The following is a 15,655-nucleotide window of genomic DNA, read 5'->3' as shown; positions in this document are numbered from 1 at the left end:
TTCCTTCTTCCTTCTTCCTTCTTCCTTCTTCCTTCTTCCTTCTTCCTTCTTCCTTCTTCCTTCTTCCTTCTTCCTTCTTCCTTCTTCCTTCTTACTCGCCCCAGACGTCCTTCAGCACGCGCATCCAGTTCTCGCCCATGATCTTGCGTACCTGGGACTCGCTGAAGCCGCCCCGCAACAGGGCCTCGGGGAGGTTGCCGAACTCGCCGATGGTGCGGATGCCCTTGGGATTGATGATCTCGCCGAAACGCGTCAGGCGACGGGCATAGCCCTTGTCATGGGTCAGCCACTCGAAGAAGTTGTGGTCCTGGCCCTGGGTGAAGTCGGTGCCGATGCCGATGGCGTCCTCGCCGACGATGTTCATGACATAGGCGATGGCCTCGACATAATCATCGATGGTGGCGTTGACGCCGGCACGCAGGAAGGGAGTGAACATGGTGACGCCGACGAAGCCGCCCTTGTCGGCGATGAACTTGAGTTCCTCGTCGGACTTGTTGCGCGGGTGGTCCTTGAGGCCCGAAGGCAGGCAGTGGGAATAGCAGACCGGCTTCTCGGACGCCTCGATGACCTCGGTGGAGGTCCTTTCGCCGACATGCGAGAGGTCGCACATGACACCCACGCGGTTCATCTCGGCCACGATCTCGCGGCCGAAACCGGAGAGCCCACCGTCACGCTCGTAACAACCGGTACCGACCAGGTTCTGGGTGTTGTAGCACATCTGCACGATGCCCACCCCGAGGCGCTTGAAGACCTCGACATAGCCGATCTGGTCCTCGAAGGCATGGGCATTCTGAAATCCGTAGATGATGCCGGTCTTGCCCTCTTCCTTGGCCCGACGAATATCCGCCGTGGTCTGGACCGGCAGCACCAGGTCACTGGATTCGGCCAGCAGGGCATTGGTGGCGACGATGTTGTTGACGGTGCCCTGGAACCCTTCCCAGACCGAGACGGTGCAGTTGGCGGCTGTCAGGCCGCCCTTGCGCATGTCTTCGAAGAGTTCGCGGTTCCACTTGGCGATGACCAGACCATCGATGACGATGGAATCGTTGTGCAGCTCGGCGGGTGTCATGGCAAGACTCCGGTTGGTGCATGATCTTGCCGGCAGGATATATCTCGGCCTACTGTGCCCGGCGCTTGGGAGCGACCGGTAGGATCCCAAAAGCGTCACCGACGTCGCAATCGCGACAATCCGGGAGCGACGCCCTAGAGACGTTCCAGATAGGCATGCCCCAGGTTGCCCATCTGCCCGCGAATCCAGCGACTGCGTTGCAGCACATGGTTGTTGGGGCGCGAGGCGCTCCAGCCGCGCGGATTGGGCAGGATGGCCGCCAGCCGGCTGGCCTGGGCCAGCGACAGCTTGGCGGCGGAGACGCCGAAATAATGCTGCGCCGCCGCCTCGAGGCCGAAGACGCCGGCGTCCCACTCGACGATGTTGAGGTAGACCTCGAGGATCCGCTCCTTGGGCCAGAGCAGCTCGAGCCAGAGCGTGAACCAGGCTTCCAGGGCCTTGCGAACCCAGCTGCGATCGGTCCACAGAAAGAGGTTCTTGGCGGTCTGCTGAGTGATGGTGCTGGCACCGCGCAGCTCATCGCCGTTCAGACTGGCCTGCAGGGCATTCCTCAGCTCGATGAAATCGATGCCGTGATGATCGGGAAAGCGCTGATCCTCGGCAGCCAGCACCGCCAGCTTGGCGTTATCCGACAGCGCCGCCCAGGGCCGCCACTCCTGGCGAATGTCCAGCGACTCCCCGGCCAGCCAGGCCTCTATCTTGCGCTCGATCATGACCATCGAGCCGCCGACCGGTATGACGCGGAACATCAACACCAGCAGCACCGAGATACCGACCCAGCCCAGCAGCGCGAGCCCCAGGACTCGCGCCAGACGTCGCAACCAGCCTCGCATTCGACCTCGCTCGCCTATGATCGCAACCTCACGCTGGCGTAGGTCGGCTCGCCTCGCGCCTGATCCAGCGCCGACAGGGCACCGGAGACCGGCTCATCGGGCACGGCTTCGAAGGCCGAGGCCGTCTGCAGCATCGACGCCGCTTCCTCGCCCAGTCGAACCGGCGGCACCAGCTCGACGGCACTGCTGCTCAGCCGTTCATCACGCGGCGGAATGCCGAAATACTCGCGATAGCACTTGGAAAAATGCGGTGTGGACACGAAACCGCAGGCCGAGGCCACCTCGATGATCGACATCGGGGTCTGCTTTAGCAGCTGGCGCGCCCGCGTCAGACGCAACTTGAGATAATAGCGCGACGGCGAGCAACTCAGGTTCTTCTGGAAGAGTCGCTCGAGCTGGCGCCGCGAGACATTCACGTAGTCGGCCAGTTCATCGAGGCTGATGGGCTCTTCCAGATTCGCTTCCATCAGGGCCACGATTTCCAGAAGGCGAGGCTGGGTGGTGCCCAGCACATGCTTGAGCGGCACACGTTGCTGGTCCTGCTCACCGCGTACCCGATCATAGATGAACATCTCGGAGATGCCGGCCGACAATTCGCGGCCATGATCCCGACCGATCAGGGTCAGCATCATGTCCAGCGGTGCCGTGCCGCCCGAGGACGTCGCTCGATCATGGTCGATCGAGAACAGGCGGGTACTCAGCGCCACCTTGGGAAAGGCTTCCTGCATGGCGGCGAGGCACTCCCAGTGCACGCTGGCCTCATAGCCGTCCAGCAGGCCGGCTCGAGCCAGCGCCCAGCTGCCGGTACAGATCGATCCCAGGCGACGCGAACGACGCGCCTGGGCCTGCAGCCAGTTGACGTGCTCGCGCTGTACGCTGCGATGCGGGGCAACACCACCACAGACGATGATCGAATCCAGGGCCAGGGGCACGGTCGTCGAGGCATCCGGTGTAACCTTCATGCCGTCGCTGGCGCTCACGGCACTGCCGTCGAGGCTCAGGGTGTACCAGCGATACAGTTCCCTGCCGGCCAGCTGATTGGCCATGCGCAGGGGCTCGATGGCGGACGCCAGCGAGATGAGCGTGAAGTTTTCCAGCAGAAGAAACCCCAGCGTCTGTGGGGCGACCTTGGGTGGAGCCTGGGCGGTGTTGGTCATCTTGAAACTCCAGATCGGTGGTCACGGACCATCTTGTTATTGTCGCGCGGCGCCTGGCGCCAACGACTAAAGCATCCACATGGCCAGGATGCGCCTACCCCTCAATGTAATACTTGTGTCGTTATTTGACATGCTGAATTTCTCTTTCGGCACCCTTTCCGACCCTACTCCGGAACACTGGCGACGCAAAATGATATATTGTGTCGCAAACAGGACATCAACGCAGCGACATCCGCCCCCTGTCCATAAAAAAGCCGACCCCGCTCGGGGGCCGGCATTCCGTGCCTGCGCGAACACCCTTGTCGAGGCCTGTCCCTCAGGCGTTCAAGCGCTCGGCGTGATAACGCAGATGCTCATCGATGAAACTGGCGATGAAGAAGTAACTGTGGTCATAGCCCGGTTGGCGACGCAGCGTCAACGGATGGTCATGTTCCGCGCACACCGCTTCCAGCCGGGACGGACACAGCTGCTCATCCAGGAAGTTGTCCGCTTCGCCCTGATCGATGAACAGCGGCTGGCGGGACGCCCCACGAGCCACCAGCTCACAGGCATCATATTGCGTCCAGTTGCTGACATCCTCACCGAGGTAGGCCGTGAAGGCCTTGCGCCCCCAGGGGCATTGCGTCGGGTTGACCACCGGGGCAAAGGCCGACACCGAGCGATAGTGCCCGGGACGGCGCAGGGCCATGATCAAGGCACCATGCCCGCCCATTGAGTGACCGCTGATGGACTCGCGCCCATTCACGGGAAAATGCTGACGCACCACGGACGGCAGTTCCTCGGCCACGTAGTCGTACATCCGGTAATGGTCTTTCCACGGGGCCTCGGTGGCATTGACATAGAAGCCGGCCCCGGAACCGAAGTCATAGCTGTCGTGCTCGCCGGGCAGGTCCAGGCCGCGGGGGCTGGTGTCCGGACAGGCGATGGCGATCCCCAGTTCGGCGGCCAGCCGCTGGGCACCGGCCTTCTGCATGAAGTTCTCGTCGTTGCAGGTCAGTCCCGAGAGCCACCACAGCAGCGGCACACGTTGCGTCTCGGCCTGGGGCGGCAGATAGATGGCGAAGATCATCTCGCAGTCCAGTGCCCGCGAGCGATGACGATAGCGTTTGTGCCAACCACCGAAGCTGCGATTGGCCGAGACCAGTTCGAGATTTTCGGTCATGGTCATGGGCGATTCCTCGTCGAGTGCGCAGAATACCGCGCGGGCTTCGCCCGCGCGGCGCCAGCTGCCTATCAGTAATGCAGCACGGTGCGGATGCTTTCACCCTTGTGCAGCAGCTCGAAGGCTTCGTTGATCTGCTCGAACGGCATGTCGTGAGTGATGAAGTCGTCGATGTTGAGCTCGCCGTTCATGTAGCGCTCGACATAGCCGGGCAGCTCGGTGCGGCCCTTGACGCCGCCGAAGGCGGACCCCTTCCAGACGCGACCGGTCACCAGCTGGAAGGGCCGTGTGGAAATCTCCTCGCCGGCACCGGCCACACCGATGATGATCGACTCGCCCCAGCCCTTGTGGCAGCACTCCAGCGCCGAGCGCATGACATTGACATTGCCGATGCACTCGAAGGAATAGTCGACGCCGCCGTCGGTCATGTCGACGATGACCTCCTGAATGGAGCCCGCGTAATCCTTGGGATTGACGAGCTCGGTGGCGCCGAACTGCTCGGCAAGCTGGAATTTTTCCGGGTTCACGTCGATGGCGATGATACGGCTGGCCTTGGCCATTACCGCACCCTGAATGACCGCCAGGCCGATGGCGCCCAGGCCGAAGACCGCCACGGTGCTGCCCGGCTCGACCTTGGCGGTGTTCATGACCGCCCCGATGCCGGTTGTCACCCCGCAGCCCAGCAGGCAGATCTTGTCCATCGGCGCCTGCTTGGAGACCGAGGCCAGCGACACCTCGGGCACGACCGTGTATTCACTGAAGGTCGAGGTGCCCATGTAATGGTGCAGTGACTGGCCATCCAGCGACAGGCGGCTGGTGCCATCCGGCATCACCCCCTTGCCCTGGGTCGCCCGCACGGAGCTGCACAGGTTGGTCTTGCCGGAGAGGCAGAACTTGCACTGACCGCACTCGGCGGTATACAGCGGGATGACGTGATCCCCCGGACGCAGGCTGGTCACCCCCTCGCCGACTTCCTCCACGACGCCGGCACCCTCGTGCCCCAGCACCGAGGGAAAGTTGCCTTCCGGGTCGGCGCCCGAGAGCGTGAAGGCATCCGTATGACAGACACTGGTGGCCGCCATGCGAACCAGGACTTCGCCCGACTTCGGGCCTTCGACATCGATTTCGGTCAGTTCCAGCGGCTTGCCCGCTTCCAGAGCCACAGCGGCACGAGATTTCATGATCACTCCTTCAAAGTGATGGATTGGCACCGCTCCAGTCTAGGCAACAACGGGGAGCGTATAAACTGCATCAAATACATGACATCATTGTCACACAGCAATAATCATGGAGTCAGGCACCGATGCAACGCTGGGATCGAGTGGAAGCCTTCATCGAAGTCGTGCGCCTGGGCGCCTTCAACGCCGCCGCCGAACGACTGCGCGTGTCGAGCTCGCATGTCAGCCGCCTGGTCAGCCAGCTCGAGAGCCAGCTCGACACCCCGCTGCTCTATCGCACCACCCGTCGCATCAGTCTCACTGAAGCCGGCCGCCTCTATTACCAGCATTGTCACCACCTCTTCGATGGCTTCCGCGAAGCCGAGGCCGCCGTCAAGGAGCTCCAGACCCGGCCCAGCGGCCTGCTCGGGCTGACCTGCGCCACCACCTTCGGCGAGCGCTACCTCGCCCCGCTGGTGCATGACTTCATGCGCCTGCATCCGCAGCTCGAAGTGAAGATGCACTTCACCAACCGTCAGGTCGACATCATCGACGAGGGCTTCGATATCGCCATTCGCATGGGCACCCTGCAGGACTCCACCCTGATTGCCCGCCGCCTGTGCGAACGCCGCGAATTCGTCGTCGGTTCACCCGACTACTTCAGGCACCACGGTCAGCCCCATGCACTTTCCGAGCTGTCGCGCCATCGCTGCCTGGTGGGCACACGCGAATACTGGCGCTTCGACGTCGACGGCGTACGGCGCGAGATTCGTGTCGACGGCCCCTGGCGCGGCAACTCCGGACCGGCGCTGCTGGACGCGGCGCTCAAGGGCCTCGGGCTGGCTCAGCTACCCGGTTACTATGTGGATGAACACCTGGCAAGCGGCGACCTGATCAGCGTGCTGGATCCCTATCAGCATGATGACACGGCCGTCTGGGCCGTCTACCCGCGACATCGCCATCGCTCCCCCAAGGTACGTCAGTTCCTCGACTACCTGGTGGATTCGCTGGGTCCGCGCCTGCCGGGCAATGCGCGGGGCAGATAAAAAAACGCGGTGCCCAGGGGCACCGCGCGAAAGGGACCGCTAACCGGTCCGAGAGAGAGAAGGGATATCAGCATTCGATGGCATTGACGGCCAGGCCTCCCTTGGAGGTTTCCTTGTACTTCTCCTGCATGTCGGCCCCCGTATCGCGCATGGTGCGGATGGCCTTGTCGAGCGAGATGAAGTGCTCGCCATCGCCGCGCAGAGCCATCTGGGTGGCGTTGATCGCCTTGACCGAAGCGATGGCATTGCGCTCGATACACGGCACCTGAACCAGTCCGCCGACCGGGTCGCAGGTCAGCCCCAGATTGTGTTCCAGGCCGATTTCGGCGGCATTCTCGACCTGACCGATACTGCCGCCCATGACCTCGGTCAGGCCGGCGGCGGCCATGGCACAGGCAGAGCCCACCTCACCCTGGCAACCGACCTCGGCACCCGAGATGGAGGCATTCTTCTTGCACAGGATGCCGATGGCGCCGGCCGCCAGCAGGAAGTCCACCACATTGCGCTCGCAGGCATCATGCTGGAAGCGCATGTAATAGTGCAGCACCGCCGGAATGATGCCGGCCGCGCCATTGGTCGGCGCCGTGACCATGCGCCCGCCGGCGGCGTTTTCCTCGTTGACCGCCAGGGCAAACACATTGACCCAGTCCATGGCGGAGAAGGTGGAAGTGATCAGGCTGGTGTCGTCTTCCAGGGCCTCCAGGCGCCGATGCAGCGCCGCCGCACGCCGCTTGACGTCGAGCCCGCCGGGCAGCACGCCTTCGTTGCTGAAGCCCTGATTGACGCACTCCTGCATGGCTTCCCAGATCCGCCACAGGCCGGCCCGGATCTCCGCCTCGTCGCGCCAGACCTTTTCGTTTTCCATCATCAGTTCGCTGATGCGCATGTCGTGCAGGCGACACAACGCCAGCAACTCACCGGCACTGTTGAAATCATAGGGTAGCGTGGTGGAGTCGGCATCCAGTTCATCGCGATCGACCTGCCCCTGGTCGACCACGAAACCGCCGCCCACCGAATAGAAGACATTACGGTAGAACTCGTCGGCATGGCCGTGAGCCACCAGGGTCATGGCGTTGGGATGGTAGGGCAGGCTCTCGTCATGCCACTGCAGATCCCGCGTCCAGACGAAGGGAATCGCCAGGCGCCCATCGAGCAGCAGCGACTGGGACTCCAACAGCTCCTCGATATTGGGGGAAACGATGGCCGGGTCGATGGTTTCCGGCTTCTCGCCCATCAGGCCCATGATGGTGGCACGGTCGGTGCCATGCCCCTTGCCGGTGGACGACAGGGAGCCGTGCAGGTGTATCTCGACACGCGCCACGCGCTCCAGCAGATCCCGCGTGCGCAGCTCCTGAACGAAGTCATGAGCCGCGCGCATGGGGCCGACCGTGTGGGAGCTCGACGGCCCAATGCCGATCTTGAACAGGTCAAAGACGCTAATCGCCATGATGGGTGCCTCATTGCCGGACCGGCAACACCGGTCGTCAGGGTCATCGTGCCAGCGGCATGGAGGCTCGAGCCGACGACTCTAATGTCAGTCAGACTAAAGCCAGCTGGCGTTTATCTTGATTAACCCTTATGTTGGGCCCAGATTCCGCGATGCACAATCCAGAATATCTTGCTTTCAGTATAGTATGACTAAACCATGAGTCGCCTTCTCAACTCCCAGACCCACGCCTGGCTGAAGGTCTTTGCCGTCAGCGCCCATCACCTGTCGTTCACGCGGGCAGCCGAGGAGCTGCACGTAACGACCGGCGCGGTCAGCCAGCAGATCAAGCAACTGGAAGAGCGTCTGGGATTCAAGCTGTTCCAGCGCCTGCCGCGACGCCTGACCCTGACCGAAGAAGGACGACGACTGGCCAGCGTGGTCGATGAGGCCTACCAGTCGGTCGGCCTGGAAGTGAAGCGGCTGCGCAGTGGTGTAATGAGCGGCATCATCCGGCTGCGCAGCATTCCTTCCTTCCTCAACAAGTGGCTGATGCCCCGGCTGCCTCGCTTGCAGGCCCGCTTTCCCGACATCGAGCTGCACATCACCTCCGAGGACAGCAGCACCTCGCTGCGCGAGGGCGATTTCGATCTGGCACTGGATCTCAATGATGGCCAGACCCCCGGCTTGACCATCACCCCCTTGCTGGAAGAAACGATCTTTCCGGTCTGCTCGCCCTCTCTGTTACGCGGCCGCCCTCCCCTGCGGCGGCCCGAGGACCTGTCCTGGTATCCGCTGCTCCACGACGTGACCGCCTGGCGCGGCAGCCGCGACTATGGCGAATGGGAACACTATCTCGCGGCGATCGAGGCCCCTTATCTCAACGTGCAGCGCGGCTATACCTTCAACCGCAACCACCTGACCATGGAGGCGGCCATCGCCGGCATGGGCGTGGCCATCGCTCGTCAGACCCTGATCACCGACGAACTGGATACCGGCACCCTGATCGCGCCCCTCGACCAGAGAGTCGCCACCGGCATGCACTATGGAATCGTCTATTCGGCCGGCGCGCTGGATGACCGGCGCGTCAGGGCCGTGCATGACTGGCTGGTCGAGGAGGCACAGCGCCCGCACAGAGGCCGTTGATCGTCGGGTGCCGGCGGCCCGACACATACCGTCGAGGCGCTGGCAGCCAATAGTAGGCGGAAAAAATTAAGATGCGTATAATATCGCGGCCTTATTCACCATGCCGCGAGACAACTGCATGCCCACAACCACCCCCGACCGCATCGACTTTCGCCAGCTATGCCTGCGGGCCGTGGCCTACATCCTGCTGATCGCCGCTCTCATGGAGGGCGTGATGATGGAAGCCCAGCGCCCCATCGAGCAGGAGTTCTCCGAACTCGGCTTCACCGAATTCACCCAGACATCGTTGCTTGTCCTGGCCACCGGCCTCGCTCTTTACACGCGTTTCCGCTATCGCCAGCTCGAGCATGTCATGCTGCTGCTCGCCGGCCTCTTCGGCGCCTCCCTGATCCGCGAGCAGGACAAGTGGCTGGACCAGTTTGTCTTCGATGGCGCCTGGCAGGCGCTGGTCACCTTGCTGGCAGTGCCCCTGCTGACGGTGGTGATCCGCCGCCGTCGCGCCTTTGTCGACGAAATGGCGAGCTGCAGCGGCACCTTCGCCTTCGGCCTGTTCGCCGCCGGCTTTCTGACCACCTATGTGTTTTCGCGCCTCTTCGGCCGCGGCGAACTCTGGCAGGCCATGCTGGCCGAGGGCTACGTGCGCGTGTTCAAGAATGCCGCCGAGGAAGTCAGCGAGATGTTCGGCTATACCCTGATGGTACTGGCCATAGTGGAGTTGCTGCTGCTGATTCGACGCCGGGTCAAGGCCGCAGGCGGAGCCACCACATGAGAACCTGAGCGACGCTGCACGGCCCGCACAAGAAAACGCCCACGGAGATCCGGAGATCCGTGGGCGTTTTTCGTCGTGGTCCCGGTCAAGGGAGCCGCACTCCCGCTCGCCTATTCGTCGAGGAAGGAGCGCAGGGGCTCGGAGCGCGACGGGTGACGCAGCTTGCGCAGCGCCTTGGCCTCGATCTGACGGATCCGCTCGCGCGTGACATCGAACTGCTTGCCGACTTCCTCGAGGGTGTGGTCGGTGTTCATGTCGATACCGAAGCGCATGCGCAGCACCTTGGCCTCGCGTGCCGTCAGGCCGCCCAGCACATTGCGGGTGGCCTCGATCAGGCCCTCGCCGGTGGCCGAGTCGATCGGCAGCACCATGGTGCCGTCCTCGATGAAGTCCCCCAGATGGGAGTCATCATCGTCACCGATCGGCGTCTCCATGGAGATCGGCTCCTTGGCGATCTTCAGCACCTTGCGCACCTTGTCTTCCGGCATCTCGAGGCGCTCGCCCAGTTCCTCGGGGGTCGGTTCACGCCCCATTTCCTGGAGCATCTGACGCGACACACGATTGAGCTTGTTGATGGTCTCGATCATGTGGACCGGGATGCGGATGGTCCGCGCCTGGTCGGCGATGGAGCGCGTGATGGCCTGACGAATCCACCAGGTGGCATAGGTCGAGAACTTGTAGCCACGACGGTATTCGAACTTGTCCACCGCCTTCATCAGGCCGATGTTGCCTTCCTGGATCAGGTCCAGGAACTGCAGACCACGGTTGGTGTACTTCTTGGCGATCGAGATCACCAGGCGCAGGTTGGCCTCGACCATCTCCTTCTTGGCCCGGCGCGCCTTGGCTTCGCCGATGGACAGCTTGCGATTGACTTCCTTGAGGTCCGTCACCGCCAGCGCCACCATTTCTTCCTCGAAGGCGATCTTGCGCTGCGAGCGCTGGATCTCGCCCTTGAGGGGCTCGAGGCGCGTCGAGTACTTGCCGTTGTCGGCCATGAAGGCATCGAGCCATTCCTGATTGGACTCGTTGCCCGGGAACGACTTGATGAAGGTCTTGCGCGGCATCTTGGCCTTCTTCACGCACAGCTGCATGATGGCCTTTTCCTGGGCGCGGACCTGCTCGACGCTGATACGCACCTGACCGACCAGACGCTCGAAGTGCTTCGGCACCAGCTTGATCGGCGAGAACAGCTCGGCCAGCCGCGCCAGCGCGTCTTGAGCCTGCTTGGACCCGCGACCATGCGCCTCGATGGCACGCCGGGCCGCTTCATTCTGTTCACGAATCTGCTCGAAACGAGCCCTGGCTTCTTCGGGATCGGGACCACCGCCGGACTCTTCTTCCTCGGCTTCAGCGTCCTCGTCCTCGGCCTCGCCGGCCGCAGCACCCTGTTCGGGCACGGACGCCGGTGCTTCCGCCTCGGCGACGCCGGGGATTCCTTCGTCGGGGTCGATGAAGCCGGAAAACAGATCGGACAGCCGGCCCGGCGCCTCTTCATCCTGGGTGCCGTCGTAGACCTCAAGGATGGAGTCCACGGCACCGGGCAGATACGCCAGCGCCATCATGACCTCGCGGGTCCCCTCTTCGATCCGCTTGGCGATCTCGATCTCGCCTTCGCGAGTCAGCAGCTCCACTGTCCCCATTTCACGCATGTACATGCGGACCGGGTCGGTAGTGCGACCGACATCGCTTTCCACCGCAGCCAATGCCGCCACAGCCTCTTCGGCCGCCGACTCGTCGGTGGATTGATCGGACATCATCAGGGTATCTTCGTCGGGAGCTTCCTCGACGACATTGATCCCCATGTCGTTGATCATGCCGATTATGTCTTCCACCTGATCCGGGTCGGCGATATCCTCGGGTAGATGGTCGTTGACCTCGGCATAGGTCAGGAAACCCTGTTCCTTGCCGCGCGCGATCAACTCCTTCAGACGTGACTGCTGCTGCGCATTTCCAGCCATAGAAACCCTATCTCGACGAAGAAGAATGAAGCACCTGAAGCACTGAGGCGGTGACAAAATACGATAAGCCGTACAGTATAGCGGTTAAGCGCCCTGTTTTGCCAGTACAATGTATTTGCGCGGTCATTCAGGTGTGATAGTTTGTCCGGTTACGTTGCTTTCGGTCGCAACTGAATATGGTGATGGTAGGAGAGATTTCAACCCATGCGCCACTTTTCCTGGCCGCGGCCCTTCTCACCCCTTGAGCTCCATCAATAGCTCGCTGAGCCGCTTGCGCTCCTGCTGGGACAGCGTTTCCCCGGTTCGGCTGCGCGCCAGCAGCGCATCATATTCCTCCTGTGGCGAACGCTGGCGGCGATGGCGCTGAAAATACGCCACCCAGTTATCCAGCTCCGCTCCCCGCACGCCCTTGGGCACCAGCGGCTCGCGACGCGCCAGCTCGGCCAGCCGCTCTCCTTCGGGCGTACCGTGAAAATGCGCCAGCAGCACCTGCGGGCTGCGATACCCGCCCGCCTTGAGCAGCCGCACCACCTGACGGCACAGCTGCGCATCCGATTGCTCCTGGTCACACCAGTCATCATTGTCGGGCAGGCGTTCGGCCAGCCCCGGCTCGTGCACCAGCAACTGCAGGGCCCGGGCCATCAGCCCCAGGGAACCGCCCTGAGCCTGCCCGACCGCCTCGCTCGGTACGGGCCCCGCTTCGCCGGGCGGCACGGGCGCGGCCGTTTCCATCGGCGCTTCCTGGGCCGCGCCGGCATGGCGCATCATCATCGACTCGAAGCTTGACTGGTCGACGCCGGTACGGCGCGAGAGTTCCGTCAGCAACAGCGATTTCAGCATGCCCTCGGGCAACTGGCCGATGGCCTCGAGCACCTGGCTGGCATAACGCTCACGCTCCTCGATCTGCCCGAGATCCCGCCCCTGGGCCGCCTGATCGAAGAGAAATTCGGAGAGCGGGCTGGCACAGGTAACCCGATCCTCAAAGGCATCGGCACCCTCGCGGCGCACCAGGGTATCCGGGTCCTCGCCCTCGGGCAGGAACAGGAAGCGCGCCTGCCGGCCGTCGATCATCATCGGCAGCGCCGTGCGCAGGGCACGGTCGGCCGCCTGCCGGCCGGCGCGATCGCCATCGAAGCAGAACACCACCTCATCCACGACGCGAAACAGCCGCGACAGGTGATCCTCGGTGGTGGCCGTCCCCAGGGTGGCCACGGCATTGCGAATGCCGAACTGCGCCAGGGCCACGACGTCCATGTAGCCCTCGACGATGACCACGCGCTCGAGGCGTGAATTGGCCTGCCGCGCCTCATACAGGCCATACAGCTCGCGACCCTTGTGAAACACCGGGGTTTCCGGCGAGTTGAGGTACTTGGGCTTGGCGTCGCCCAGCACCCGGCCGCCGAATGCCACGGTGCGCCCGCGCATATCGCGGATCGGAAACATCACCCGATCGCGGAAACGGTCATACATGCGGCCGCTGTCTTCCCGATGCACCAGCAGGCCATACTCGATCTGCACCGCCTCGCTGATGCCATGCCCGCCCAGGTGGTGGCGCATGGCTTCCCACTGGGCCGGCGCGAAGCCGATACCGAAATCCCGGACCACTTCCGCCGACAGGCCACGCTGTTCGAGGTAGGCCCTGGCCGACTCGCCCTCGGGCATCTTCATGCGTTCGCGGAAAAAGCTCGCCGCCAGCTCCAGCAGGTTGACGCCCTCCTTGCGCTTGCGTTCGCGCACCTGCTGGCGAGGATCATCATCGCCCTCCCGCGGCACCTCAAGCCCCAGCCGGCCGGCCAACTGCTCGACGGCCTCGGGGAAGGCCAGGCGGTCGTACTCCATCAGGAAACGCAAGGCATTGCCGTGCGCACCGCAGCCGAAGCAGTGATAGAACTGCTTGTCGGCGCTGACGGTAAACGACGGCGACTTCTCCTGATGAAAGGGGCACAGCCCGGAATGGTTGCGCCCCGCCTTCTTGAGCTTCACGCGCTCGGACACGATATCGACCACATCCGTGCGCGCCAGCAGGTCATCGATGAAGCGTTGCGGAATCTGTCCGGCCATTCAGGCAATCCCGAAAACGGAAAAACAGGAAACACGCCACGGCAACCCGCCATGACAAGGAGCGCCCCCTGCCCGCCGATACCGTTCGCGGGCATGCGCCGGGCAAGCGGGAAGGCGCAAAAACAAGCGGCCACCTGACGGCGGCCGCTTGGCATCCTCCCAAGACGACGCGGGGCGTCGCCTCAAGTACGGATCAATAGAGCCGTTCGAAACGCTTGCGCTCGCGCTGCAGCTTCTTGGCATGACGCTTAACGGCGGCTGCCGCCTTGCGCTTGCGCTCTGCAGTCGGCTTCTCGTACTGCTCGCGACGGCGAACCTCGGAGAGGACACCGGCTTTTTCACAGGAACGCTTGAAGCGACGCAGTGCGACGTCAAACGGCTCGTTATCGCGTACTTTGACAGAAGGCATTAAGCACTCACCTACCTTAAAAACTTGAGTTCGGTTAGAACGCACGCCTTGGGGCGTTCATCCGCTATCGCCTTGTCAATGCAAGGCAAGCCCCGGGCGCACGACCCAGTCTTACAGCGCACAATATTCTAGTCGTCGTCATGGCGTCATGCAATCCGTTTTCTCCACCGGCCCTGCCGTTGCGACCCGCAAACGCGTAGAATACCGCCATTTGCGACTCATCGGGTCATGACCATGCGCGTACTGGGCATCGAGACATCCTGCGACGAAACCGGCGTCGCCCTCTTCGACACCGAGCAAGGCCTGCTGTCAGACGCCTTGCACAGCCAGGTCGCCATGCACGCCGAATACGGCGGCGTGGTGCCGGAGCTGGCCTCGCGGGACCATACCCGGCGGCTCCTGCCCTTGATCCAGCGAGTCCTCGACGAAGCCGGCATTCGCCGCCAAGGCCTCGATGCCATCGCCTATACCGCCGGCCCCGGCCTGGTCGGCGCCCTGATGGTCGGCGCCAGCACCGCGCACGGCATGGCCCGCGCCCTCGACCTTCCGGTACTCGGCGTGCATCACATGGAAGGGCATCTGCTGGCCCCCATGCTCGAGGACAACCCGCCGGCGTTCCCCTTCGTGGCACTCCTGGTCTCGGGCGGGCACACTCAGCTGGTCGAGGTCAGCGGCATCGGCCAGTACCGACTGCTCGGCGAATCCGTGGATGATGCCGCCGGCGAAGCCTTCGACAAGGCCGCCAAGATGCTCGACCTGGATTACCCCGGCGGCCCGGCGGTGGCTCGACTGGCCGCCGCGGGCGATCCGCAGCGCTGGCGTTTCCCCCGCCCGATGACAGATCGCCCCGGGCTGGACTTCAGCTTCTCGGGCCTCAAGACCCACACCCTGACCACCATTCGCCAGCTCGACCAGCAGGACGCGCTGGATGAACAGGCACGCGCCGACGTGGCGCGCGCCTTCGAGGAGGCCGTGGCCGATACCCTGGCCATCAAGTGCCGTCGCGCCCTCGACGCCACCGGCCTGTCTCGCCTGGTGGTGGCCGGCGGGGTCAGTGCCAACCAGCGTTTGCGTGAACGCCTGGAACGCGAAACCGCCAAGCGCGGCGCCGAGGTCTTCTACCCGCGCGGCCGCTTCTGCACCGATAACGGCGCCATGATCGCCTACGCCGGCGCGCAACGCCTGCTGGCCGGCGAGCGTGACGTGATCGGCCGGATGCAGGCAGTCCCCCGCTGGCCACTGGAGCAACTCCGGCAGCCCTGACGGGGGCAGCGAGCGACGAGAAACGAGTCGCGAGAAACGAGCCATGAGTCGCGAGATACGAGATACGAGCGGTTGGTAGCCGGTCCGAAGCTTGCAGTCTGGACGCGGCACTTGCTGCTCGCAGCTCTTGGCGAGATACGAGAAACGAGTCACGAGCGGTTGGCAGCCAGCCAGGGGCCTATGGCGCATGTCCGACACT

The 15,655-nt window shown here is 63.5% G+C and carries 13 protein-coding genes; 4 read left to right on the top strand and 9 right to left on the bottom strand.

Going from position 1 to position 15,655, the window contains the following annotated elements:
- Positions 1-91: 91 nt before the first annotated feature.
- The 5 genes from HHA01_RS01745 to HHA01_RS01725 all read right to left on the bottom strand — a co-directional run bounded on the left by HHA01_RS01745 (position 92) and on the right by HHA01_RS01725 (position 5,402).
- The gene (locus HHA01_RS01745; RefSeq protein WP_141317384.1) at positions 92-1,069 is read right to left on the bottom strand and encodes a dipeptidase; all 978 of its coding nucleotides are present in this window, start codon (positions 1,067-1,069) and stop codon (positions 92-94) included.
- A 134-nt stretch (positions 1,070-1,203) separates the two neighbouring features.
- The gene (gene mtgA / locus HHA01_RS01740; RefSeq protein WP_141317383.1) at positions 1,204-1,902 is read right to left on the bottom strand and encodes a monofunctional biosynthetic peptidoglycan transglycosylase; all 699 of its coding nucleotides are present in this window, start codon (positions 1,900-1,902) and stop codon (positions 1,204-1,206) included.
- 14 nt (positions 1,903-1,916) lie between these two features.
- On the bottom strand, positions 1,917-3,059 hold the full coding sequence (gene gbdR, locus HHA01_RS01735) for a choline metabolism transcriptional regulator GbdR (RefSeq protein ID WP_141317382.1): 1,143 nt from the start codon (positions 3,057-3,059) through the stop codon (positions 1,917-1,919).
- 316 nt (positions 3,060-3,375) lie between these two features.
- Positions 3,376-4,227 carry an S-formylglutathione hydrolase gene (gene fghA / locus HHA01_RS01730; protein WP_141317381.1) on the bottom strand — a complete coding sequence of 284 codons (852 nt, stop codon included), beginning with the start codon at positions 4,225-4,227 and terminating at the stop codon, positions 3,376-3,378.
- 65 nt (positions 4,228-4,292) lie between these two features.
- Positions 4,293-5,402: an S-(hydroxymethyl)glutathione dehydrogenase/class III alcohol dehydrogenase gene (locus tag HHA01_RS01725; RefSeq protein ID WP_141317380.1), complete on the bottom strand. Its 1,110-nt coding sequence runs from the start codon at positions 5,400-5,402 to the stop codon at positions 4,293-4,295.
- A gap of 122 nt (positions 5,403-5,524) precedes the next feature.
- Between HHA01_RS01725 and HHA01_RS01720 the strand changes: the two genes are divergently transcribed.
- Positions 5,525-6,424, top strand: a complete 900-nt coding sequence (locus tag HHA01_RS01720) for a LysR family transcriptional regulator (RefSeq protein ID WP_141317379.1) — start codon at positions 5,525-5,527, stop codon at positions 6,422-6,424.
- A gap of 67 nt (positions 6,425-6,491) precedes the next feature.
- Here the strand turns inward: HHA01_RS01720 and HHA01_RS01715 are convergent, their stop codons facing one another.
- Positions 6,492-7,871 carry an L-serine ammonia-lyase gene (locus HHA01_RS01715; protein ID WP_141317378.1) on the bottom strand — a complete coding sequence of 460 codons (1,380 nt, stop codon included), beginning with the start codon at positions 7,869-7,871 and terminating at the stop codon, positions 6,492-6,494.
- Positions 7,872-8,069: 198 nt separating this feature from the next.
- Between HHA01_RS01715 and HHA01_RS01710 the strand changes: the two genes are divergently transcribed.
- Together HHA01_RS01710 and HHA01_RS01705 are read left to right on the top strand one after the other, a co-directional pair.
- Positions 8,070-8,996: a LysR substrate-binding domain-containing protein gene (locus HHA01_RS01710; RefSeq protein ID WP_141317377.1), complete on the top strand. Its 927-nt coding sequence runs from the start codon at positions 8,070-8,072 to the stop codon at positions 8,994-8,996.
- A gap of 118 nt (positions 8,997-9,114) precedes the next feature.
- On the top strand, positions 9,115-9,765 hold the full coding sequence (locus HHA01_RS01705; RefSeq protein ID WP_141317376.1) for a hypothetical protein: 651 nt from the start codon (positions 9,115-9,117) through the stop codon (positions 9,763-9,765).
- Between the two features lie 110 nt (positions 9,766-9,875).
- Here HHA01_RS01705 and rpoD read toward each other — a convergent pair whose 3' ends face one another.
- The 3 genes from rpoD to rpsU form a co-directional block, all read right to left on the bottom strand.
- On the bottom strand, positions 9,876-11,723 hold the full coding sequence (gene rpoD, locus HHA01_RS01700; RefSeq protein WP_141317375.1) for an RNA polymerase sigma factor RpoD: 1,848 nt from the start codon (positions 11,721-11,723) through the stop codon (positions 9,876-9,878).
- Positions 11,724-11,957: 234 nt separating this feature from the next.
- Positions 11,958-13,784: a DNA primase gene (dnaG, locus tag HHA01_RS01695; RefSeq protein WP_141317374.1), complete on the bottom strand. Its 1,827-nt coding sequence runs from the start codon at positions 13,782-13,784 to the stop codon at positions 11,958-11,960.
- A gap of 193 nt (positions 13,785-13,977) precedes the next feature.
- Positions 13,978-14,193, bottom strand: a complete 216-nt coding sequence (gene rpsU, locus HHA01_RS01690) for a 30S ribosomal protein S21 (RefSeq protein ID WP_013333229.1) — start codon at positions 14,191-14,193, stop codon at positions 13,978-13,980.
- Positions 14,194-14,427: 234 nt separating this feature from the next.
- On the opposite strand from rpsU, the gene tsaD reads away from it, so the two are divergent.
- On the top strand, positions 14,428-15,456 hold the full coding sequence (gene tsaD / locus HHA01_RS01685) for a tRNA (adenosine(37)-N6)-threonylcarbamoyltransferase complex transferase subunit TsaD (protein ID WP_141317386.1): 1,029 nt from the start codon (positions 14,428-14,430) through the stop codon (positions 15,454-15,456).
- Positions 15,457-15,655: the final 199 nt, after the last annotated feature.

This window comes from Halomonas halmophila (assembly GCF_006540005.1).
Classification (GTDB): Bacteria; Pseudomonadota; Gammaproteobacteria; order Pseudomonadales; family Halomonadaceae; genus Halomonas; species Halomonas halmophila.
Note: the sequence above shows the minus strand (reverse complement) of the source record. Positions and strands in the feature narration are given on the sequence as shown.